We start from the raw sequence: 22,101 nt of genomic DNA on the forward strand, positions 1-22,101 counted from the left end.
ATGTTGCTTAGAGCAAACGTTGGACAATTGGACAGTTAATAATAATGCCATTTGATCCGTATGGACTGCCACCAGGTCCGGTTAAGAACCCTCGCTCGACCATGCCAAGTATGGCAAATTCTTCAGTCATTCTAGCACGGTAGCCGTTATCAATCGCTTCTTGTGTCCACTCACCTAAGTTTAAATCCCAAAGTGGTGAATAGTCAGTTGCAACTGTGGGAATACCACCAAGTACCTGTAACGGACCGCCTTCGCCAAGAATTGCACTGTTAAAACCTTGTCGTTGAGGGTGAACCATACCGTCAGGATCATTGGTTGCGCCATTGGTAAATCCAAATATACGCTCAATTCCGCTAAAGAGTGAGTCATCACGGCCTACGGGAATATTTGCAAGCGCCGGTGCAAACACTGCGCCTTCAAGTGCAGCAGGTAAATCTACAGAGGCATCTGTCGATAAGTAAAGCACAGGCCGTCCAAAACTAAAGCCAACCGCAAGTTCTAAGGTCACCGTGCCTGGCTCACCGTCTTCACCGGGGCAAATACTCACTACACTGTCATGCAAAATTGCGCGTGCGGCTTCTTCCTCATCTTCTGAAATACCATCGCAATACGGCGACAAGTCATCTTCGTCAGTGTTGAATGAAATCATTGGGGCATTGTAAATATGATCCCTTGCGTTAGAAATTCTGACCAAGGGGCTATAGAAGCCATCTGCATCGCCTACATCCGTCCCAATTGCGCCAGGTGTGATTGTTAACGCCGAAATTAGATTATTTGTTCCCGATGTATCGGTTGAACTAGATTCAATGCTTCTCACAGAAGAAAAATCTACAGCACCACCGGTGGTCACCAACACACCATCTTCATCATAAAAGCCGCGACGCACTGCTGACGGCGCAAAGGTATCTCCGGGCGCAGCGACATCAGTAAAAGCAAGTTTTTCACTGAAGTTTAAGCCCAATGCAGCCGCGTTATCTCTGTCAGAAGTATCGGTTACGATATACCAAAAACGTTGTCCGTCTTTAGGCCCTCCCGACGCTAGCCTACCTTCATACAAAGGAATGGTTGTAGTGGCCATTTCGCCCGATGTATCGACCGTACCAGATTTCAGTAACTGCACAGGCCCAATTAATCTAGGGTTGCTGTCTGATGGCGCTGGACCAAAATACGTCACAGGAATATCAGCCCCTACAGAAGGAGGACCCGGTGCAACATCGTCTTCGTCAGCTTCAAATTCAGCTGGCGAACCTGCTACAAGTTCAAAGGCATTGGTAATGGCAGCGGTTCTGTCAGCAAAGTCCTGAGCTAAACGTCCACCTGCGACAGTAATATCTGACTCGGGTGGTACTTCAGCTACAGGGCCTTGCGGACCCGCTGGCCCTTGTTCACCCTGTGGCCCTTGTGGCCCAGTTGCGCCATCGTCGCCACTACAAGCGGTTAATATCATGCTAACGAAGGTAGCGGTGAGTAATTTTTTGTATTTAATCGTCATTTTTCTTTCCTCAAATCTTTTAGTGTGGCGTCGGTTTACAAGAAACGGTGAACTATTGGACAGTTAATAATGTTACCGGTTGACCCATACAGTGAACCGCCGGGACCCGTAATAAGCCCGCGTTCTACCAAGCCTAGGATTTGAAACTCTTCGGTTAAACGTGAAACATAACCACGATCTACGGCATCTTGTGTCCACTCACCTAAGTTGAGATCCCACAGAGGGCTATAGTCTGTGGCGACTGTTGGAATACCACCTAATACATTTAACGGCGCACCTTCGCCAGACAGTGCACTAAAAAACCCTTGGCGCTGCGGGTTAATTTGACCGTCGACGTGATTCGTTGGACCATTCGTAAAACCAAAAATACGTTCAACCGCACTAAATAAAGAGTCATCTGAGCCTACCGCAACGTCACGTAAACCTGGCGCAAAAATGGCGCCTTCAAGTGCTGCTGGTAACTCGTTGTTTGCGTCTGTCGTAAGATATAAAACAGGCTTTGCAAAGCTAAACCCTGGGGTTAAACGCATCGTCACAGTGCCCTCTTCTGGACAGATATTGACGACTTGATCGTGTACTAATGAGTAGTCTGGTGTGGTGTCACAATAATCGAGCTGTTCAGCACTCACGTTGTAAGCCACCATTGGTGCATTGTATATGTGATCGCCTGCAGTAATAATTTTGACTAGGGGAGAATATAATTCATCACCTACTGCCCCAGGTTGAAAGGCTGCGGGAGGGAATGGGTTGTCGTCTGGATTTTCTGCGTTACCCGGAGTAACGATACGTTCGGGTGAAAAGTCGACTGAACCCCAATGAAATTCTAAAGTGCCATCAAAGCTGGTTTCTGCAATACGCACTGCACGTATGTTATCGGCAAAGGCTAATTTTGCCGCATGGTTTACACCAAGCGCTTTAGCAACGTCAGCATCTGTTGTATCAGTAATAATGTACCAAATGGATTCACCCGTTTCTTTTAGTCTGCCTTCATACAACGGTAAGGTGATAGTGCCGGCGTCTTCATCTAATTCGCCAGAACGAAGCAACTGCACAGGGCCAATTAATTCGGGTTCAACTGTAGACGGCGGTGGACCAAAATATGTAACGGGCACATCTGCGCCAATGGACGGTGGTGATGGTCTTACATCGTCATCAGTATCTGCTTCTTGGGCAAACGTTAAACTGGACAACATGGTGGCTGTAAACAATGTCGTGAGCGACAAAGAAGATAAGGTCTTCATAATTTATCCTTGATAGTAGTTGCAACGACCCTGAGTAGCGCTTAGGCGTATCACTACACAGAGTATCTTGGGCGACCGTTTGTTTTATTGCTATATGGCCGTGGGATAAAGACTACTGTTTGGATGTCACAAAAAACCTGCATAAGAATACTAATTTACTACTAGTTTTCTCACAGGTTTGGGATAGAAATAACAGATAAATCACAGAGTTAACGAAAAAGCACCCGCTTTACAGAGTTGTTACATTTGCGTATGAAATCGTTGATTTCGCGAGGAGTTTATCGCGTAATGAGGCAAGGGGATCTGGTGGCAGAGAAAGCGCAAGCGAGAAATACTCGCCACACTTATTTGCTTTTATTATCTATTAGGAAATTATGCCGAAATAAGCACTGACTGATTGCTTAATAATTTCAATTAATTCTTCATCCATATACTGGTATTCATCTGGAATATCGAGCACTTGTATGTCCTTGTAATTTAAAAGTCGGTTAAATTTTACCTTCAAAGGGAATGAGTAAATAGCTTCCTGCTACTTATCGGACAAGACCTGCAAAGGATAATGATGTAAATGTCATGATGTTTACTCCTTTACAGTTAGTTAATGATTTCAGTTTGCCTAAATAATAGGCGGGCGCACAATAATCAGTTTATTTAAATAAAGCAAATAGTGAGTACATATTTGTTTTTATTAATAATTGCGGCAGAATGAAGTACTGCTAGAAGGAATTTCAAATAAGGTTAGCTGACTAATGCCATTTACACCACTACATATGGGCTCAGGAATACTGATTAAATCGCTGTTGCAAGGCGGCTTCAGTTTAATGGTATTTGGCTGGACCCAGATTGTAATGGATATACAACCGTTAATTGTATTGATAACGGGTGAAGGACATTTACATGGATTTACCCATACTTATGTAGGCGCGGTATTAGTTGCTATTTTTGCCGCGCTAACCGGAAAGCATTTATCAGAACTCGGTTTAAAATTGCTCAAAATTACCGAGAATAATCTACCAATATCAATCACTTGGAGCGTTGTTTTACTAAGTGCATTTGTTGGTAGTTTCAGCCACGTTCTACTCGATAGTATAATGCACGCTGACGTCGAACCGTTCTTTCCATTCACGCAAGACAATCTGTTCTTAGGCATCATCTCTGTTTCAACGTTACACAAAGTATGCATATATAGTGGTTTGATTGGCACGGCGATTTATTTTGGTGTCTCTTGGAAGCTTAAAAAAGACACATGAATTTCGTAAAATACTTACCACTTGCATTAAGTCTCTTATCTTGCGTCGCGTCAGCACAAGAAAGCATATGCTATGGAACCACATCGAATGGAAAGTTGGAAAATGGCGTCAATTTACCTAGCTCTGGCAAGAATTACGTTGAATACAGCACTGTTGCGCGTCTTGCAGGACGCACCTACGTTCACTCGCAAGTAAAAAATATCATCGTTAATGCATATCAATCATTAGAAATAGAACAACCTAGTAAAATATTCAAATATGCTGAGACAGGTTTCGAAAATGGGGGGCAGTTTAAGCCTCATAAAACGCACCGCAATGGATTATCCGTTGACTTTATGACTCCTGTCATTGATGAAGCGGGACAATCCGTTCATCTGCCGACACACCCACTAAATAAATTTGGCTATGATATCGAATTTGACGCTAACGACAAATATGAAGAATATGCTATAGATTACGTTGCCCTAGCGGCTCATATCGTTGTTTTACATAGAGAAGCTAGTGCGCAAGGAGTAGGCTTGTGGCGAGTTATATTCGATCCAAAACTTCAACCAAAGTTATTTGAAACAAAATACGCTAGTTACTTAAAAGAGCACATTCAGTTCTCTAAAAAACGTTCATGGGTAAGGCACGATGAGCATTACCACGTTGATTTTGATATACCTTGCAAGGAACTGGTTAGATGAGGAAAGTATTAATACTCGGCGGATATGGAAATTTCGGCAAGCGTATCGTTGAAAACCTTGCCAAGATTGAAAATATCATCATATATGTTGCGGGTAGAAACCGAGACAAGGCAACTGCCTGTATTAATCAATTAAAGGCCAATTCAGCCGCAAATCTAGTACCCTTGACGATTGACATTTTTGCGTCTGATTTTGAGGAGCGGCTAAAAACACTTTCACCTTACTTGGTTATTCATACAAGTGGGCCATTTCAAGGCCAAGATTATCGTGTACCTAAGGCCTGCATTGAAGCCAATGCGCATTACATTGACCTAGCTGACGACCGTCGTTTTGTTTGTGATATTGCTAAGCTAAATACGCACGCCAAAGAAAAAGAAGTATTGGTCGTTAGCGGCGCGAGCTCCGTCCCCGGATTATCTTCAGCTGTTGTCGAGCATTATCAAGCGCAATTTAAATCATTGACATCTATTGATTTAGCTATTGCACCGGGCAATAAAGCAGAGCGAGGGTTAGCGACGGTAGAAGCCATTCTTTCATACACTGGCCACCCGCTACATGCCTTTAAGGATGGTCGCTGGCAAGATGTATTTGGTTGGATGGACTCAAACGTAAATGACTTTGGCGGGATTGTTGGTAAACGGCATTTAGCTAATGTTGATGTACCTGATTTGGAGTTATTTCCTGAACGGTACAGCGTCACTGAACGAGTGACTTTTCAAGCTGGCTTAGAATTGTCTATTTTGCATAAAACAATGGTGGGCATGGCTACTTTGGCAAAAAAAGGGTTCGTGAAAAACTGGGCACCAATGGCAAAGTCGATTGTAACAGCTAGTAAGCTGTTTTTGCCATTTGGCACGGACAACGGCGCAATGGAGGTTTTACTGAAAGGTATTGACCAAAATGACAACGAGAAGAGCATTAAATGGCGCTTATACGCACCCAACGGAAATGGGCCATATATTCCTACTTTATCCACGATAATTCTGGCAAAAAAACTATTAGAAACTAACACCACGGACGCTGGCGCTAAGCCCTGTGTCGGCCTATTTAAACTAAGTGATTTTGCGCCATATTTTGATGTGCTAGACATCCATTCTGAAACGCAATTGTAAGGAGTCTAATGGAATATTATTTAACCCTAAAACTGATTCACATATTAGCTGCGGTAGTGGTGACTGGCACGGGTGCCGGTATTGCCTTTTTTATGTTCATGGCCAATCGTTCCAATAATCCCCAAGCCATCTATGTTACTGCGCAACACGTTATCCTTGGGGATTGGTTTTTTACTACACCCGCAGTGATCACCCAAATAACAACAGGAATATTACTGATGAACTTACGAGGCTATTCTTATAGCTCTCCTTGGTTTTACTGGGTAATTGGCCTATTCGCTTTTATTGGTATTTGTTGGTTACCGGTCCTTCGTATTCAGTACCGATTACGAGCATTGGCAAAAATATCCGTTGATTCCAATAACGTCATACCTGAATTCAAATCCTTAATGAGAACTTGGACATTACTTGGTATTCCTGCATTTAGCGCTATTTTAGCGATCTTCTGGCTAATGGTATTTAAACCATTTCCAGTTGCTTAAGGAGAGTTAATGAAACCAATTACCCAAGAAGTTTTGCATCGTGCAGCAATATATTCATTGGCAATGTTATGGATATTTACGGGGCTTACATCACTATTTTTTTCACCTGACATTGGCTATCAGATATTAGCTAGCGCCGGCCTATTTGGCACTTTAGCTGATATATCTGTAATTGGTGGTGGTGCGCTGGATATCGCGCTTGGCTTGTGGCTGCTAACGTCATTCAGAATCAAGTTATGTTGTTTGATACAAGTCGCAGTAATAGTGTTTTATATGGTGTTATTAACATTTATTGATGCAGCCTTTTGGTTGCATCCATTTGGACCAGTAACCAAGAACTTTCCAATTCTAGTCCTGATTATATTTGTATATAGTTGGCATCAAGACAAGGGATGAATACTTAACGTGACACAAGGAATATAAAATAAAAAAGGCCTACCTAAATATCCAAACTGCCTAGAAAGCAACAGCGCCTATAAGTTTATTTATTATACAAGTGGTACACATTTAGCATGGTTACTTTAACTCTTCCATTCAAATAACGTGTATAAACATGACTGCTATCAATAACGCTGTGCTAAATACCGATTTTTCTCATTCAAACGGTGTCGCTGTGACAGAGCAAACATCAGATGGGAGCAACAAAAAAAACATCTCGTCGGGCAATAAAAGTGGAGCTGATTCAGTAGCAATTTCAAGTAGAGCTCAGAACATTCAAAAATTGAACGAAGAGTTTTTTGCACAAGGTTTTGCGTCCTTTAGTATAACGACGGATTTTGTTACGAGACTAGAAGAATATGGTCTTGTTACTGCTGAAGAGGCTAGTGGATTGATTAACCGTGTGGGAGGAAGCGAAAATGAGGCTAAATCGGCTAACTCACCAACCATTAACGAATTCATCGATTTTATTAATGACTATTCTGCTTCATTAGAAAATGATGACCCACAACACTCATTGATTGATATTTTACAACAAGCCAAAGAGGCACTTGAAAATTTAAGTGGAAACAACAAAGCCATAAATATTTCGAGTGTTACTGGACAGCTTCAGTCATATATTGATACCCATAGCGACGAAATTAAAGATACCGACAAAAAAACATTTGAACAAATAGTTTCCGCACTAGAACTTGCCGATATTTTGACACCAAGTAAAAATGCGACTAAGCAGGTAGAGAATTATCTTTCCATTACAAAGTTCTAACGTTTAGAGCAAACGTATATTGGCCTATTGATAATTCGTGTATCCATGCCTTACCAGGCTGGTTGTACCTAACTATTGTAATAGGCCTATATTCGCGGAAAGTTATTACGAATTGCTGGGTTTTCGTCCTACCTCTTCTGGAATCGCTTGAGTGGATGCCCAATAAGGGTTTTCTCGCATGCGCTCATAAAAACGCACAATATTTGGAAAACGTTGCCAATCGATAGGCATTGCTGGTTGAAACATTTCTACAAGAGCGAGCGCATAATCTGCTAGTGTCCAGTCATCGCCAACAACAAATTTGCGATTCTCAAGGTGAGCCTCTAGGACTGGGCCATAGCGATCAAACTCTTCTTTATAAAAATCGATCACTGCTTGATTGCTTTCGCCTAGACCAAACGCGGGCTTTGCCACTGCTTGAAAGGCAATAACGCCAAGCGCTTTGTTAAAGTGCGCAAGATCCCAACATAGCCATTTCAGTACTTGAGCCTTATCAGCGGCATTTGTTGGCAGAAGGCTTTGATTGGCTGCGACTTCACAAAGATACGTATTAATTGCATTTGACTCCCAAAGTACAAGCTCTCCGTCTACCAATGTAGGAGATTGTCCATTTGGATTGAGCTTGAGATATTCAGGGTCTCGCGTCGCGCCTTCAAACATATCAAGCCATATCAGTTCTGGCTCTAATCCTAGATGGCGGACAACAGAGAGTACTTTTCTACCATTGGGCGAACCGTTGATGAGATAGAGTTTCATTGGGTATTCCTTATAGATATATGAGGCCATTAGTTAACCACTTGCAAAAAGCAAGTAATTAAAGCTTAAGTTAACTACTTTCTTTTTGCAAGTTAATTAACTATGATATTTCCATGAAAAAGAAATCACGCTCATCCTGCCCAATAAATTTTGGGCTTGAAATTTTTGGTGACCAATGGAGCTTGATGATTGTTCGAGACATCGCGTTCAATCAAAAAAGCACCTATGGCGACTTTTTAGACGCTGCCGAAGGCATTTCGACAAACATATTAGCCAAGCGCTTGGCATATTTAGTGGCGTCAGGTGTACTGACAAAACGTAAATGCCCTGAGAATGGCCGAATTATTCACTATGGCCTGACGGACAAGGGAAAATCATTGATACCTATCTTGCTCGAAATGATTGTCTGGGGAGCAGATCATGGTGAACAAAACCCTGAATTGCTTGCTTGGGCAGCATCTATTCGTACTGACAGAGAGCAAGCTTTAAAGGAAGTACTGGCAATGATTGGTGATTAAGGGAAAAGAACGCTTGGCTGCTCTCAAGTGATGAATATAAAGGGATGCGCAATCCGCCAATTTCATTTTCATAGCCGTACGTTTAGCCTCGATAAGTTTGCCCAGGTTTGCTGAATCAAGGATTATGTGCGTTTCGGGCATATTCGATTATGCCATTTGTTTACCCATACCATTTACTCATAATCACCACTATCGGTGTATTTTATACTTCCACATAAATGAAGAATGGAGGATCTACTAGTTACTAGTATTAGCTGCGTGAAAATTTCAAGCTTATTAATGTAGCCTCGTTACCCTTTCGTAAATCGCGATATTCTGCAAAATTTATATTTAATTTAGAAAAATATTGGAACAAATTCAGCATTGTTTTCACTTTTTCACATACTGTTGCTTTGCGCACAGGCGCTTCTCAAAAACAAGCTCAACTCATTGTACTTGAGTTGACTAAGATTGCTTTGTTAATTAAAAGGAAGATGTATGAAATATTTAGCGGTATTGGGCTTATTCTGGGTGATCATTTTGTCTCTACCATCAGTAAATGCAATGGATAACAAATTAGACAAGGATGTCGAATTAGCTCGTCACGACTTTCCCTACCCATCAAAATACGTAAAAGTAAAAGGTGCTAACATGCACTATGTTGATACTGGTAGCACCGGTTCGACTATCGTGATGTTGCACGGTCAGCCATCGTGGTCATATTTGTGGCGAAATGTTATTCCTCATCTAGAAGATAAGCATAGAGTTATTGCCCTAGACCTAATAGGTTTTGGTAAGTCAGATAAGCCCGATATTGGCTATACAGTGCCAGAACACGCAGAGTATCTTCAGGGATTTATGGATGCGCTAAAACTCAAAGACGTGACCTTAGTTATTCATGATTGGGGGTCTGTGCTTGGCTTCGACTATGCAGCAAATAATCCAGACAATGTGAAAGGTATTGCATTCATGGAGGCACTAGTACCTGTGCCACCGGCTGAAGCGCCCTTCTCTCCAGAAAAACCCAAATTAAGTAACCATTCTCCGTCATTATTTGAGCAATTCTTTCCTATCATGGGGCAAATCAAATCAGGTGACATGGAATTAGCAAAAAAGCTCATCTTCGAAGAAAATGTATTTTTGGAAAAAGCGATGCTGCCAAGTATACAAGACTGGCTGACTGAAGATGAATTGAATGCTTATCGCGAACCTTTCGCCAATGGTAAAAGCCGCCTACCGATGCTTCAGTTTGCTTTGGATGCGCCTGTCGATGGAAAAAACCCAAAATATGTCATGGATATGGTTCACAAGTACACACAATACTTACATACTCAAAAAGACCTCCCCAAATTATTACTCCATTTAGATAAAGGCTGGGTTGTCCAACGATGGGCTGTTGAGTGGCAGAGACAAAACCTTAAGGACATCACAATTTACAATATGGGTTCAGGCGGCCACTTCATGCAAGAGCACAACCCAGATGGCATTGGGTCTGCCATTGCGCTGTGGATGGACAACAACAATTTATAGCCGATTAACCCTATTCTATTTGTCCGAGAGCAATAGCGCTCGGGCATTTGTAGCTTTTACTACACATATTTTATGAGTATACGCCGCTGACGTGGGTTGCCCACCAGCCATTGTGCGAGTGCCGATAGACCATCAAAGCCCATGTGCATATCAGTATTTCCCGCACACAGCAACACTGTAACGGCCTAATGATCTTGATCACCTCGTCATCTTCTTGAAATAACATTTATTGATAATTCGTCATCGAATTCTTGCAGAAACCATACTAAATACGTGTAAACGCTTTAACAAAGTTTTTTGGGGTTTTATGAAAGCGAATATGGCTATTCGAATTTAGACGTTTTCGATTTTGCCTAAATGGTCGAATGACATAACCCCAATTTCCAGTTTTTGAGAAGTAAATGACATAATCAATGTTGGCATCGCCCCATTTATTTTCAACGAAAATGTTTTCGTCATGAGAACCTGTCGTTTTCACTTGAATCCGATAAAACGTTTCGCTATCCGAGATTACAAAATCTGTTTTAAGGCCGTGATCTATCATAGGAATAAAGACATCCCATCCATCATTTAACAACCAACTTGCCGCTAAGGTTTCATAAGATAGGTTTTTGTAATGTTTAAGAGATTCGGTTTTGGGACATGAGTTTTTTATAGGCATAGTGTATCCAATAAATAATTGATGTCGCACGCCAGATAATGGCTGTCTGTTTGCGAACAGAGTATCCTTAAAGAATTACTCCCAATTAATTATCACCGTATATCCTTTGCAGATCATACCTAATAGAAAGGCTGCCAGCCTCACGCTTCCTCTTACTGAATTACACGCGTTAATACTATTATCAGACATATTTGCCTGTGACAAAGCTTGTGCTTAAAATAACAATATAAAATCATGATGGCAACTAACTATAAATAAAAAAGGAACATACGCCGCTAAAGAATCTAGCGATGACTAAACAGCCATCAGTGTCAACGATTAGACCTTGTTATAGACTAGTTACTGCTGACTAGCATGCCTGAACTGGCAACCATTTAAAGGTGTGTTGGCTGCACGGTTACTATTGGTTATTGGTTATTGGTTATTGGTTATTGGTTATTGGTTATTGGTTATTGGTTATTGCTTTTTGCTATGCAAGTAATCTTGCAGTACGGCAAGGGCAATAATTACCATTAATGCACTAAAGAAAACAAAGAATAACCTATTTTTTAAAAAAAACAGGGCGTTTTATAGACGCTTTCTATCATACATTACCTTGAAGTACTGGCCTGCTATTGATACTAATAGTTAACAGTAAATGCTTCAGCATAAAAAATCTTCTCTACATCAGATACATATTGTTATAGGATAATTTTAAAAAGTAGATCTATATCAAAGAACTAACATTATGCAGAAACGATACTCTATTCTTCGTGGTACGTTAGTCTTTACATTAGCTACTTCAATTTCCCATGCAGAAAACATTGTTGAAGCATCCGCAATGCAAATATTCGATAATGGAGAAGGCAACCCAGACATCGATAACTTTTTAGGCCATTACTAACTAGGTATGGTCCACAAATAGAATGACATGGAATTTAGTATCGGCGACCGTCACAATTATTCCACGAGCAAAGACTCTGCTGAGTTTGGGCTCACCTTTCCGTTAAGGGGTAAATTGAGAGGGTATGCCAAGCCTAAAAGATTACAATCTTAGTAAAACATGCTTTTGCTTAGGTATCGCCCTAAATAACGCGCTTTAAGCACGACGAGGAAAATCTGTAGTGGAGATAATGTCGCAACTCTTTACCTATTATATATTGCTTGTTGTTGGGGACTTATTCTCATACCGAATTAGAACACTGCCATTCACCTCAACAATGATTCGCTAACGTCGAGTCACAATATAATATTTTTGTCATGAGGGTTTCATGGAAGAGAAAAATAAAAGCAAAAACTTATTTATTGACCTAGCGCCGGTATCCCGTAACCTCAAAGATAGTATTTATCAAAAAGCTTTTGATTTTTGTATCGGTCAAAAAGGAATAAATAACATAGCACTAACTGGCCCTTACGGTTCCGGGAAAAGCAGTATCCTGAGAGGAATAACCGAAGAAAGAGAAAGTAGCCATGCGAATACAACTTTAGAGATTTCTCTCGCATCTTTTGAGTCAGAAACGGAGCCCAGCGATGCTCAGATCGAACTGAGCATTCTTCAACAAATGATATACAGCTCCTCGTCAGATAAGCTTCAGTCTTCACGCTTTAAAAGAATACGGACACCCAAACAGCCAACAATTGTCGCTTGGTTGGTCTTTCTTTGGCTTTTAGGCCTATTAATAGCTTTTAGCCACTGGAAAGAGATATTTAGCTTGCCTATGTGGACAACGGAGTTCTGGATGGCCTTTTTATTAATCTTAAGTGTCGTATTAGGTACGAGAGGCTTGATCGAGTCTATTTATAAGGCATTTTTTGGCATCCCGCTAAAGAAAATATCCTTGAAAAACTTGGAACTCGAAAAAAGTGAAGATGAAAGCTCTATTCTCAATAAATATCTAGATGAAATCTTATACTTCTTTGAGCAAACCAATTATAACTTGGTTGTATTCGAAGATATTGACAGGTTTAACTCCCCTTCCATATTTATAAAGCTTCGTGAGTTAAATACCTTAATCAATCAAAATGAAGATATAAATTCAAAACGACAAATACAGTTTTTATACGCGCTAAAAGATTCCATGTTTAGCGAAAGAGAGCGAACAAAGTTCTTTGAATTCATCATCCCTGTAATACCCATAATAGGATTGTCTAACTCCTCCGATTTAATTAAAAAGAGAGTGATAGCAATACCTGGTTTAGAGCAAAAATTAGATACTTCTTTTATTCGTGATGTGTCTGAATTTCTTAATGATGCAAGATTGCTCAACAACATATTTAATGAGTTCTTGATTTACCTTGAAGAAATTAACGACCAAAACCTCAATGTTAATTCCTTGCTCGCCACAATGATATATAAAAATGTCTACGGGATTGACTTTGAAGCACTCCATGATTCGCAAGGTGTATTATTTAATATTGTAAATCAACAAAATGCCTTGATTCAAAGAAAAAAAGAATCTCTACGTGAAAAAGTTCAAATAATAAAAAATAGAATTATCGCAGCCAATTTAAGCAATGCAAGATCTGAAAAAGAACTCGTATCCGCATTCGTAGGAACGATAATTAAAAGCGCTATACAGCCCTCTATTGCTGTGCACGTTGAAGGAAAACATATAACTTTCTCTGGAATGAAACTAGCTAAAGATCTGGAACCACTGAAATCCGTCAGTACAATTTATACTACCGACTCCCCTAACCGCCAACCTGGCTGGTCTACCGGCAAATCATTTAATGATATTGAAAAAGAAATTGATCCGGAATATTCATTTGAAGAACGACTTAAGCAAATCAATGACCGTACGGCGGAGCAAAAAACGTTATTGCAGAGAAAAATTATAATACTGGAAAAGGAAATAATTCAAGCAGAAGGGCTTCCTTTACACCATTTACTGAAAAACAACCCTCAACTGATTGATAGCTGTATCCAAAACGAAAAGTTAAATACTAAGCTGTTTCAAGAGGACTTAGGATTATTCCGCTTTCTCTTGTTCAGCGGCTACTTGGGCGAACATTATTACTTGTATACATCGATTTTCAGAGAAGATGATAATTGGAGCGCTAACGATCGCAGATTCTTTACAACGCTTAAAGGCCGCTTAACACCGGAAATTGATATGCCTTTAGATAACCCTAAGGAAGTGTGTGACAGGCTTCAACTAAGTGATTTCAGCGATAAATATATTCTGAACTTAGATTTATTTGAATACCTGCTTGGATACGACAATGTCGATTTAAAATATTTGGATCTTGTCTTAAGCTGTTTGGTAGAGTACTACGAGAGTGCGTATGGTGAATCATTTATGTTGCAATACTTACTTAATAAACCAAATCATAAAAGGTTTTTCGAAGTACTAATTGAGCACTGGCCAGACTACTTGAAAACCTGCTTGTTCTCGAATAATTCTGACTTCGAGATATCTAAACTCTTGGATTGTGTCGACTACCTAACAATAAAAGAGCAGGAGGGATTAAAGTATTTAATCAAGCATATTGAAAGGTCAACAGCGGCTATATTTTCAAATAGTGAATCACCTGCGCCCAGTTCAAATAGCTACGAATTGTTAAAATCACTTCAGGTTAAAATATCAAATTTAACATCCGTGGATACCAATAGTGACTTGATAAATTTCACAATAGAAGAGTCATTATACGAGATAAATCTAAATAACATATTGTATATTTTAGGACGAAAGGGGATAAACTCGCAAGAAGCTCGCAACAGTACTCTCTCTATGATTATGAAAAATAATCATCATGCCCTATCAATCTACATACGTGAAAATGAAGCCGAATATGTGGAAAAGGTTATGTTGGATAACCCTGACAACACTCAGGAGACAAAAGATACGATCAAAAGCCTTTTGCGCAGTGATAAGCTATCAACTGAGCTGATAAAAAATGTTATTTCACATCAAGATTATATTTTTAAATCCCTAGAAGAACTCTCAGAGCACCTATGGGCACATGTACTTAGGACCAATAAAATTTCGCCCACATGGCAGACGATGTACCAATGTTATAAATCAAAAATAACAGCAAATGAAAATATTGATATCTATCTAGATGTCAAAGCCAATAGTGAAAAGCTTGCTACTTTAGATTACAACTTAGACAGTTTTGAAATCGAATTCCGGCAATATATTTTCAACAACTCGAATATCAACGATGAGTCTTATATACAACTTAACACCAAAATAGGAGGTGACTGGACAAACTTTCCTTCAGAAATTTCAGAAGAAAAAAACTGCTGTTAGCAAAGAATAACTTAGTTACTCTTAACAAAGAGTCTTACCAAGTTGCCGGAGACCGAGAAGATCTTCAAATAGCGTTGATTGAAAGTAACCACCATCTTTTCAAGAAAAATATACTTGATTATCAAGGTACGATTTATTCTGGTATTGCATTTAAGTTACTTAAATCTAACTTATCAGACGACTTTAAAATACAGCTTTGTAGAATAATTGACGATAATACAGTTGCCAATGAATCTTTTTGCGAGTTATCTGCTCCTTATTTTTTGAAACTGGGCTTTTCGTCCATCGAGAGAGATGTTGCAGAAACACTCATTCACTTCCTATTGAATGAAGAATTAAGTCTAAAACTTTTTGGTAAATACTATGCTCAATATAGTTTTGACCATAGTTTAAATTTACTCACTCAAAAGTTAAAGGTTCTGAAAGACGAACCACGGCAAGAGAAACAAACTTGGAATGAAAAAATTGTGATGCAAGCACTGCAGCTCTTTCCGCCCCCCATATCAACTATATCTGAGTACGGTAAAAAACCTTTAATTCCATTTACGGAGAAAAATCGACTTCTCCTAAACATTCTTAAAGAACGAATGATGATAAGCTCATATAAACAAGAGGTTGATTCACTGCGAGTATTCACGAAAAAGAGCAAACGACAATAAAAAGAGCATACGCCCCTAATGAACCTAGCGATGGCTAAACAGTCATCAACGTCATTTGATTATTTTAATTGAGTTATTTCTTGTATATTCAGCTCTGTTTTCTTTTGTAAAATGTGCGTTTTTATTTATTGCAATAAACAACCCTCAATCCCGATATGCCTCCAAATCCGGACAAGAACACACCAAATTCCTATCGCCAAACACATCATCAATGCGATTTACCGTTGGCCAAAACTTATCTTTAGTAACCGCAGCCACCGGATATGCGGCTAATTCTCTGCTGTATGCCCTATCCCACTTGTCGTCGGTAATATCTGCTAAGGTATGGGGTGCGTTGTGTAATGGATTATCTGTATTGTTCCACTCGCCGTTTTCCACTTTGGCGATTTCGAGGCGTATACAAATCATTGCTTCGATAAAACGGTCAAGCTCTGCCTTTGCTTCAGACTCTGTTGGCTCTATCATGAGCGTACCAGCTACCGGAAAACTCATCGTCGGTGCGTGAAACCCATAGTCATTTAGGCGCTTAGCCACGTCCATTTCGGTCACACCGCTGGCTTCTTTAAGTGGCCGTAAATCAATAATACACTCGTGCGCTATTCGCCCGTTTATACCTTTGTATAAAACGGGGTAATGCCCTTCGAGCTTTTTGGCAACGTAATTGGCATTTAATATGGCAACTTCGGTCGCACGTTTTAGCCCCTCGCTCCCCATCATTTTGATGTACATATAACTAATTGGCAAAATGGAGGCACTGCCCCATGGCGCTGCCGAAACCGCACTATTGCTGCCAAGTGTATCGTTTGTGCCAGCGGCTTGTAAGGTTATCATGCTGTGGCTGGGTAAAAATGGCGCTAAATGCGCTTTAACACCAATGGGTCCCATGCCTGGGCCACCGCCACCATGAGGAATACAAAAGGTTTTATGCAAATTTAGGTGTGATACGTCTGAACCTATCAAGCCGGGTGATGTAATGCCGACTTGTGCATTCATGTTTGCGCCATCCATGTAAACTTGCCCACCAAATTCGTGCACTATGTCGCAAATTTCTTTTACGGTTTCTTCATACACGCCGTGAGTCGACGGGTAAGTTATCATGGCACAACTTAAGTTGTCTTTTACTTCCTCGGCTTTGCTACGCAAGTCGTCTAAATCGACATTGCCTTTGGCATCACAATTAACCACAACCACTTTTAAGCTTACCATTTGTGCCGACGCCGGGTTTGTCCCATGAGCCGACTGTGGTATCAGACAGACATTACGGTGCCCTTCGTCGCGACTTTGATGATAACGCTGAATAGCCAACAAACCCGCGTACTCGCCTTGAGCGCCAGAGTTAGGTTGCATCGACAACGCGTCGTAACCAGTAATGTCAATCAGCCAATCGCTCAGTTCATCTATCATCAATTTATATCCCGTGGCCTGTTCGATAGGCGCAAAGGGATGTAATTGACCAAACTCAGGCCACGTGACGGGTATCATTTCTGCGGTGGCGTTAAGCTTCATGGTGCATGAGCCTAATGAGATCATCGAATGATTCAGCGCTAAATCTTTATTCTCTAACGATTTAATGTAACGCAGCATCTCAGTTTCAGAATGATAGCGATTAAAAACTTCATGCGTTAAGAATGATGAACTACGGAGCAAACTAGCCGGAATAGACGCACTACCGTCCGTTAGTAATTGTTTGTCTAAGGCCAAAAGGTCTGTGCCGTGGGTCTCTCCTAAAAACAGGCTAAATAAGTCATTTATATCGTCTCGGGTAGTGGTTTCATCAAGACTAATGCCAACGGCACCTTCAATATCCGCGCGTAGATTAATTCCTTTCTCATAGGCCTGTGCAAGTATTTCGTCTTTGTTGTCCAAAATCACCGACAAGGTATCAAACCACGTATTGTGCCTCAAGTGCAGGCCGTTATTTTGCAAGCCTAAGGCGAGTATATCGGTCAGTCGATGAATCCTATTTGCGATTGCCAACAAACCTTTTGGCCCATGATACACCGCATAAAAGCTCGCCATATTCGCCAATAACACTTGGGCTGTACAAATATTCGAGTTGGCTTTTTCGCGTCGAATATGTTGTTCACGTGTTTGCAATGCCATACGCAATGCAGGTCTGCCTCGCGTGTCTTTACTCACGCCAATAATACGCCCAGGTAACGAACGCTTATACGCGTCTTTTGTCGCAAAAAATGCGGCATGTGGCCCGCCGTAACCCATCGGTACGCCAAACCGTTGTGCACTGCCTAGCGCCACATCTGCGCCTAACTCACCTGGAGGCGTCAACATAGTTAAGCCGAGTAAATCCGTCGCTAAAGCAACCACCGCTTTGCTTGCTTTTAATGTGTCTATTAGCTCACGTAAATCAAGTAACTCACCGCTCGACGTAGGGTATTGCAATAGCGCACCAAACACATCATGCCGAGTCGCTTGCTCTACATCATCAACGATTAAGGCAAAGCCAAACATATCGGCGCGAGTTTTTAACACATCAATAGTTTGCGGGTGCACTGAGTTGGCCACAAAAAACGCATTTGCCTTTTTGTTTTTTGATACGCGTTTAGCCAATGCCATGGCTTCTGCTGCTGCCGTCGCTTCATCTAACAAAGAGGCAGACGCCAAGGGCAAGCCTGTTAAATCAATCGTCGCTTGCTGAAAATTAAGTATTGCCTCTAAACGCCCTTGTGCAATTTCAGGCTGATATGGTGTATACGCTGTATACCAACCAGGATTTTCTAACACATTGCGTAAAATAACATTGGGCGTTAGCGTATTGTAATAGCCCATACCAATGTAAGAGCGGTTTACCTTATTTTGCGCCGCTACCTGCTTTAAGGCTAACAAGGCTTCTTCTTCGCGCACGCCTTGGCCAATATTTAATCCCTCAGAACGAATGGATGATGGCACGGTTTGCAAAATTAAGTCGTCTAAAGAATCCACACCAATATCTGCAAGCATGTCACTTACTTCGCCTTGACCCGGTCCAATATGACGACGAATAAATTCGTCTTTGTTTTCTAGACTTTCGAGGCTAGCCGAAGAAAGACTAACAGGCACCTTACTGGCAACATTCATGACTTATAACCTTTGTATTTGTAATTACGTATCTTTTTTGATGACAAATGGCGAGCAACATCACTCACCATCGTTTATGGGCGTATAGGTAGTTTATGGTCGTACGTATAATTGAATAACTACTCGTCTTCGTCGATAAGGTTGGCATAGCCTTCTGCGTCTAAAAGGCCGTTAACTTCGTCTGGATCTTCAGCGTTTACTTTAAACAACCAACCATCACCAAATGCGTCGGCGTTAACTAGCTCTGGGCTATCTTCTAAATCTTCATTTACTTCGACAATTTCACCTGACAAGGGCGCGTAAATATCGGATGCAGCTTTTACAGATTCAGCAACCGCACAATCATCACCGGTTGCGATTGCATCGCCTACATCCGGCAAATCTAAAAACACCATATCACCAAGTAAGCCTTGCGCATGTTCAGTAATACCTACTGTAAATATGCCGTCGCCTTCTGCTCTAATCCATTCGTGGGTATTTGTGTATTTCAGCTCTTGAGGGATATTGCTCATAATCGTTCCTAGTGTATATTTGCTAAATAAAATGTCGTATAAATGCTATGTATTAAAACGTAAATTTATATGCTAGCTAAGCTTATAAATTAATCAATTACGCTTTTACCATTTCGCACAAAGCTCGGCTTTACAATTTTTACTGGCATAGACTTTTTGCGCATTTCTACATCAACGATGTTACCTATGTCTGTGCTTTTACCCATGGGCACCCTTGCAAACGCAATACTGTGACCTAAGGTAGGAGAAAAGGTACCAGAGGTAATAATACCGTCGCCATCAGGCGTGTTTACTTTTAGGCCTGTGCGCAATATGCCTTTTTCCGTCATAATTAAGCCAACCAGCTTATCAGTGCGGCTAGTACGCAGTGTTTCTAGTGCTTCGCGCCCTATAAAATTGCGCGTTGTTGGTTCCCAAGCAATTGTCCACGCCATATTGGCTGACAGCGGCGAAATGGATTCATCCATGTCTTGCCCATAAAGGTTCATACCCGCTTCTAGTCTAAGCGTATCTCTGGCGCCAAGACCACAAGGTTTTACACCGCTGTTTAACAACGCATGCCATAGGTCTTCAGCTTTTGCTTTAGGTACCATAATCTCGTAGCCGGATTCACCTGTGTAACCCGTGGTGGCAATAAACAAATCTTCGGCTTGTACACCAAAAAAGGGCTTCATCCCTTTTACGGCTTCATTCTGCGCTGGTGAAAACACAGCCGACGCCTTATCTTTTGCATTTGGACCTTGTACTGCCAGCATGCAAAACTCATCTCGAAGCACAATGTTTACGTCGCTTGCATCACGGCTGCTATCAAATTTAGCGAGTATGTTATGCAGCCAATGCAAATCTTTTTCTTTGGTTGCACTGTTAACGACTAAGCGATAATTTGTGACATCAAAATGATAAACAATTAAATCATCTACAACACCGCCCGCGTCATTCAACATACCTGAATATAGAGCCTTACCTTTATCTGTTAACTTATCTACATCGTTGGCAAGCAAATATTGAAGATACGCCTTTGCAGACTTACCTGTAATATCAACAATCGTCATATGAGACACATCAAACATGCCAGCGTCTTGTCGTACTGCATGGTGCTCTTCGATTTGCGAACCATAATTAATTGGCATTTCCCAGCCAAAAAAATCCACCATTTTTGCATTAGCGGCAATGTGAGCTGCGTGTAGATAGGTTTTAGTCATGGAATGCTAGCGCTCTTCAAATGCGTAAATTATGGGAAAAGTATAGAAACATGTGTACAAGCAAACAAATTAAAACTTCATATCTATAGATAAATATAATTTATATACATTCACATTATGATAAATTAATATTATCTAAAATTACCAACAAACACCTTGTTTTGAAGCAATTATCACTGGATATATTACGCACGTTTGTGACTATCGTTGAATTAGGTAGCTTTAAAAAAGCAGGGGAATCCTTGGGTAGAACGCAACCTGCCATAAGCTTGCAAATAAAGCGTTTGGAGCAACAAATAGGCAAACGTATATTTGAAAAACGCGGACAGAGCTATCAGTTAAATAAAGATGGCGACTGGCTTTACGCAAAGGCAAAGCAAATGCTTGCACTAAATGACAGTATATTTAGGGATCTTGAAGAAAACGCATTACGTGGGCAATTGCGCTTAGGGATTCCAAGTGAGTTTGCAACAACGCTATTACCCAATATTATTGGAGAGTTTAGTCAGCGTTACCCGGATGTCACGCTTGACGTTACGTCTGCTTTAAGTCGTCACTTGCTAAGTGAGCAATATAGAACGCAGTTTGACTTAATCTTAGCCTTAGTGCGACCAGATATAACGACCGATGCCGAATTGTTAAAAAATGATGAATTGGTATGGGTGGGCGACGCGGCTATGCCCATAGCGCAACATAGTATTTCATTGGTGCTCGCGCCAGAAGGCTGTGTTTACAGAAGTAGAGTTATTCACAAGCTTAAGCAGCAAACCCATGCATGGAAAATCACCTATACAAACGCCGACTTATATGGCCTCATCGCCGCGATTAAACAAGGTTTAGGCCTGACTGCGCTGGCAAAGTCGAGCCTACCAAAAGAACTCAATATTATTAAGGATAGTCGCCTACCAACCCTTGGTAACATTGACGTTTGTTTGTTTAAACAGCAAACGCAACACCCTCAAGTTGCCGAAGCACTAGCGTCTTATATTCGAACGAGAATAAATTGATTATTTTTCAAACAAATTAAAAAATTGTAATAAAAAAGATCTTATTAAGAAACAATAAGATAAGTTTTTTATGTCAATTAATTGTATAAAATACTAAAGTTTTGTTAACAAACATCGTTCTTATTAGATATAATTCACCTGTTCTTAAACTCGCAAAGTAAGACACTACCATGTATAAACAAAATTATTTCTTTATCACTCGCTTAATGCGCTTCGTACTTTTGGGCGTAATGTTATCTGCATTGATTGCTGGCGCAAGAGCTGTTGCATCTGTTGACGAAACTGTTCAACAAGAAGCAAAAACAGCCGAACAGCTTTTAACATCAGAGACTATTGCTAGAAGAAACGCTTAAGCTAACACGGACAAAGAAGTAAAAGGATTTACATAAAAAGAGTAAAACGCTTTAGTTAACACATAGGGCATAACACAACAATAAAAAGCCCGGTGTTAGTTGTGTAAAGCGTGCATTACTCCTTAAGCAATGGCTTAGCTACAGTAAGGT

At 40.7% G+C, this 22,101-nt stretch carries 20 protein-coding genes; 13 read left to right on the forward strand and 7 right to left on the reverse strand.

The annotated features are described in order from the left end of the window. Positions 1-7: 7 nt before the first annotated feature. Both QQK00_RS09715 and QQK00_RS09720 read right to left on the reverse strand, forming a co-directional pair. Positions 8-1,492 carry a DUF7482 domain-containing protein gene (locus QQK00_RS09715; protein WP_284217295.1) on the reverse strand — a complete coding sequence of 495 codons (1,485 nt, stop codon included), beginning with the start codon at positions 1,490-1,492 and terminating at the stop codon, positions 8-10. A gap of 35 nt (positions 1,493-1,527) precedes the next feature. Continuing rightward, positions 1,528-2,733, reverse strand: a complete 1,206-nt coding sequence (locus QQK00_RS09720) for a hypothetical protein (protein ID WP_284217298.1) — start codon at positions 2,731-2,733, stop codon at positions 1,528-1,530. A 749-nt stretch (positions 2,734-3,482) separates the two neighbouring features. On the opposite strand from QQK00_RS09720, the gene QQK00_RS09725 reads away from it, so the two are divergent. The 6 genes from QQK00_RS09725 (at position 3,483) to QQK00_RS09750 (ending at position 7,467) form a co-directional block, all read left to right on the forward strand. Further along, entirely contained in the window at positions 3,483-3,983 is a 501-nt protein-coding gene (locus QQK00_RS09725) for a metal-dependent hydrolase (protein ID WP_284217300.1), read from the forward strand. After that, positions 3,980-4,669, forward strand: coding sequence for a penicillin-insensitive murein endopeptidase (locus QQK00_RS09730; protein ID WP_284217305.1), 690 nt, complete (start codon positions 3,980-3,982; stop codon positions 4,667-4,669). The genes QQK00_RS09725 and QQK00_RS09730 overlap by 4 nt, the downstream gene beginning before the upstream one ends. Then, on the forward strand, positions 4,666-5,781 hold the full coding sequence (locus QQK00_RS09735; RefSeq protein WP_284217308.1) for a saccharopine dehydrogenase family protein: 1,116 nt from the start codon (positions 4,666-4,668) through the stop codon (positions 5,779-5,781). The genes QQK00_RS09730 and QQK00_RS09735 overlap by 4 nt, the downstream gene beginning before the upstream one ends. An 8-nt stretch (positions 5,782-5,789) precedes the next feature. Next, positions 5,790-6,263: a DUF2269 family protein gene (locus QQK00_RS09740; RefSeq protein WP_284217310.1), complete on the forward strand. Its 474-nt coding sequence runs from the start codon at positions 5,790-5,792 to the stop codon at positions 6,261-6,263. Positions 6,264-6,272: 9 nt separating this feature from the next. Next, a complete protein-coding gene (locus tag QQK00_RS09745; RefSeq protein WP_284217311.1) occupies positions 6,273-6,659 on the forward strand; it encodes a DoxX-like family protein in 387 nt (128 codons plus the stop codon). Positions 6,660-6,816: 157 nt separating this feature from the next. Beyond that, a complete protein-coding gene (locus QQK00_RS09750; RefSeq protein ID WP_284217312.1) occupies positions 6,817-7,467 on the forward strand; it encodes a hypothetical protein in 651 nt (216 codons plus the stop codon). A 105-nt stretch (positions 7,468-7,572) separates the two neighbouring features. Here the strand turns inward: QQK00_RS09750 and QQK00_RS09755 are convergent, their stop codons facing one another. After that, the gene (locus QQK00_RS09755) at positions 7,573-8,223 is read right to left on the reverse strand and encodes a glutathione S-transferase family protein (RefSeq protein WP_284217313.1); all 651 of its coding nucleotides are present in this window, start codon (positions 8,221-8,223) and stop codon (positions 7,573-7,575) included. A gap of 113 nt (positions 8,224-8,336) precedes the next feature. On the opposite strand from QQK00_RS09755, the gene QQK00_RS09760 reads away from it, so the two are divergent. Together QQK00_RS09760 and QQK00_RS09765 are read left to right on the forward strand one after the other, a co-directional pair. After that, complete coding sequence (locus QQK00_RS09760; RefSeq protein WP_284217314.1) at positions 8,337-8,741, forward strand: winged helix-turn-helix transcriptional regulator; 405 nt, start codon at positions 8,337-8,339, stop codon at positions 8,739-8,741. A gap of 477 nt (positions 8,742-9,218) precedes the next feature. Next, positions 9,219-10,250, forward strand: a complete 1,032-nt coding sequence (locus QQK00_RS09765; protein WP_284217315.1) for a haloalkane dehalogenase — start codon at positions 9,219-9,221, stop codon at positions 10,248-10,250. A gap of 265 nt (positions 10,251-10,515) precedes the next feature. Here QQK00_RS09765 and QQK00_RS09770 read toward each other — a convergent pair whose 3' ends face one another. Next, positions 10,516-10,911 carry a group I intron-associated PD-(D/E)XK endonuclease gene (locus tag QQK00_RS09770; protein WP_284217316.1) on the reverse strand — a complete coding sequence of 132 codons (396 nt, stop codon included), beginning with the start codon at positions 10,909-10,911 and terminating at the stop codon, positions 10,516-10,518. 727 nt (positions 10,912-11,638) lie between these two features. Between QQK00_RS09770 and QQK00_RS09775 the strand changes: the two genes are divergently transcribed. The 3 genes from QQK00_RS09775 to QQK00_RS09785 all read left to right on the forward strand — a co-directional run bounded on the left by QQK00_RS09775 (position 11,639) and on the right by QQK00_RS09785 (position 15,802). Next, on the forward strand, positions 11,639-11,794 hold the full coding sequence (locus QQK00_RS09775) for a hypothetical protein (RefSeq protein ID WP_284217317.1): 156 nt from the start codon (positions 11,639-11,641) through the stop codon (positions 11,792-11,794). A gap of 367 nt (positions 11,795-12,161) precedes the next feature. Then, positions 12,162-15,143 (forward strand): YobI family P-loop NTPase, encoded by a 2,982-nt coding sequence (locus tag QQK00_RS09780; RefSeq protein ID WP_284217319.1) that lies wholly within the window; start codon positions 12,162-12,164, stop codon positions 15,141-15,143. Positions 15,144-15,217: 74 nt separating this feature from the next. Beyond that, a complete protein-coding gene (locus QQK00_RS09785) occupies positions 15,218-15,802 on the forward strand; it encodes a hypothetical protein (RefSeq protein WP_284217320.1) in 585 nt (194 codons plus the stop codon). Between the two features lie 144 nt (positions 15,803-15,946). Here QQK00_RS09785 and gcvP read toward each other — a convergent pair whose 3' ends face one another. From gcvP to gcvT, 3 genes are all read right to left on the reverse strand, one after another. Next, positions 15,947-18,877 (reverse strand): aminomethyl-transferring glycine dehydrogenase, encoded by a 2,931-nt coding sequence (gene gcvP / locus QQK00_RS09790; protein ID WP_284217321.1) that lies wholly within the window; start codon positions 18,875-18,877, stop codon positions 15,947-15,949. A 119-nt stretch (positions 18,878-18,996) separates the two neighbouring features. Beyond that, positions 18,997-19,389: a glycine cleavage system protein GcvH gene (gcvH, locus tag QQK00_RS09795; protein ID WP_284217322.1), complete on the reverse strand. Its 393-nt coding sequence runs from the start codon at positions 19,387-19,389 to the stop codon at positions 18,997-18,999. Between the two features lie 89 nt (positions 19,390-19,478). Next, positions 19,479-20,591: a glycine cleavage system aminomethyltransferase GcvT gene (gcvT, locus tag QQK00_RS09800; protein WP_284217323.1), complete on the reverse strand. Its 1,113-nt coding sequence runs from the start codon at positions 20,589-20,591 to the stop codon at positions 19,479-19,481. A 161-nt stretch (positions 20,592-20,752) separates the two neighbouring features. Between gcvT and QQK00_RS09805 the strand changes: the two genes are divergently transcribed. Together QQK00_RS09805 and QQK00_RS09810 are read left to right on the forward strand one after the other, a co-directional pair. Beyond that, a complete protein-coding gene (locus QQK00_RS09805; protein ID WP_284217324.1) occupies positions 20,753-21,598 on the forward strand; it encodes a LysR family transcriptional regulator in 846 nt (281 codons plus the stop codon). Positions 21,599-21,768: 170 nt separating this feature from the next. Beyond that, complete coding sequence (locus QQK00_RS09810; protein WP_284217325.1) at positions 21,769-21,951, forward strand: hypothetical protein; 183 nt, start codon at positions 21,769-21,771, stop codon at positions 21,949-21,951. Positions 21,952-22,101: the final 150 nt, after the last annotated feature.

The sequence above is a fragment of the Agaribacter marinus genome (assembly GCF_030160655.1).
Lineage (GTDB): Bacteria > Pseudomonadota > Gammaproteobacteria > Enterobacterales > Alteromonadaceae > Glaciecola > Glaciecola marina.

What these genes read in the sequence shown, in the direction of transcription:
- QQK00_RS09715 (WP_284217295.1), bottom strand. Translation starts at nt 1,492, where the DNA reads ATGACGATTAAATACAAAAAATTACTCACCGCTACCTTCGTTAGCATG.
- QQK00_RS09720 (WP_284217298.1), bottom strand. Translation starts at nt 2,733, where the DNA reads ATGAAGACCTTATCTTCTTTGTCGCTCACGACATTGTTTACAGCCACC.
- QQK00_RS09725 (WP_284217300.1), top strand. Translation starts at nt 3,483, where the DNA reads ATGCCATTTACACCACTACATATGGGCTCAGGAATACTGATTAAATCG.
- QQK00_RS09730 (WP_284217305.1), top strand. Translation starts at nt 3,980, where the DNA reads ATGAATTTCGTAAAATACTTACCACTTGCATTAAGTCTCTTATCTTGC.
- QQK00_RS09735 (WP_284217308.1), top strand. Translation starts at nt 4,666, where the DNA reads ATGAGGAAAGTATTAATACTCGGCGGATATGGAAATTTCGGCAAGCGT.
- QQK00_RS09740 (WP_284217310.1), top strand. Translation starts at nt 5,790, where the DNA reads ATGGAATATTATTTAACCCTAAAACTGATTCACATATTAGCTGCGGTA.
- QQK00_RS09745 (WP_284217311.1), top strand. Translation starts at nt 6,273, where the DNA reads ATGAAACCAATTACCCAAGAAGTTTTGCATCGTGCAGCAATATATTCA.
- QQK00_RS09750 (WP_284217312.1), top strand. Translation starts at nt 6,817, where the DNA reads ATGACTGCTATCAATAACGCTGTGCTAAATACCGATTTTTCTCATTCA.
- QQK00_RS09755 (WP_284217313.1), bottom strand. Translation starts at nt 8,223, where the DNA reads ATGAAACTCTATCTCATCAACGGTTCGCCCAATGGTAGAAAAGTACTC.
- QQK00_RS09760 (WP_284217314.1), top strand. Translation starts at nt 8,337, where the DNA reads ATGAAAAAGAAATCACGCTCATCCTGCCCAATAAATTTTGGGCTTGAA.
- QQK00_RS09765 (WP_284217315.1), top strand. Translation starts at nt 9,219, where the DNA reads ATGAAATATTTAGCGGTATTGGGCTTATTCTGGGTGATCATTTTGTCT.
- QQK00_RS09770 (WP_284217316.1), bottom strand. Translation starts at nt 10,911, where the DNA reads ATGCCTATAAAAAACTCATGTCCCAAAACCGAATCTCTTAAACATTAC.
- QQK00_RS09775 (WP_284217317.1), top strand. Translation starts at nt 11,639, where the DNA reads ATGCAGAAACGATACTCTATTCTTCGTGGTACGTTAGTCTTTACATTA.
- QQK00_RS09780 (WP_284217319.1), top strand. Translation starts at nt 12,162, where the DNA reads ATGGAAGAGAAAAATAAAAGCAAAAACTTATTTATTGACCTAGCGCCG.
- gcvP (WP_284217321.1), bottom strand. Translation starts at nt 18,877, where the DNA reads ATGAATGTTGCCAGTAAGGTGCCTGTTAGTCTTTCTTCGGCTAGCCTC.
- gcvH (WP_284217322.1), bottom strand. Translation starts at nt 19,389, where the DNA reads ATGAGCAATATCCCTCAAGAGCTGAAATACACAAATACCCACGAATGG.
- gcvT (WP_284217323.1), bottom strand. Translation starts at nt 20,591, where the DNA reads ATGACTAAAACCTATCTACACGCAGCTCACATTGCCGCTAATGCAAAA.
- QQK00_RS09810 (WP_284217325.1), top strand. Translation starts at nt 21,769, where the DNA reads ATGTATAAACAAAATTATTTCTTTATCACTCGCTTAATGCGCTTCGTA.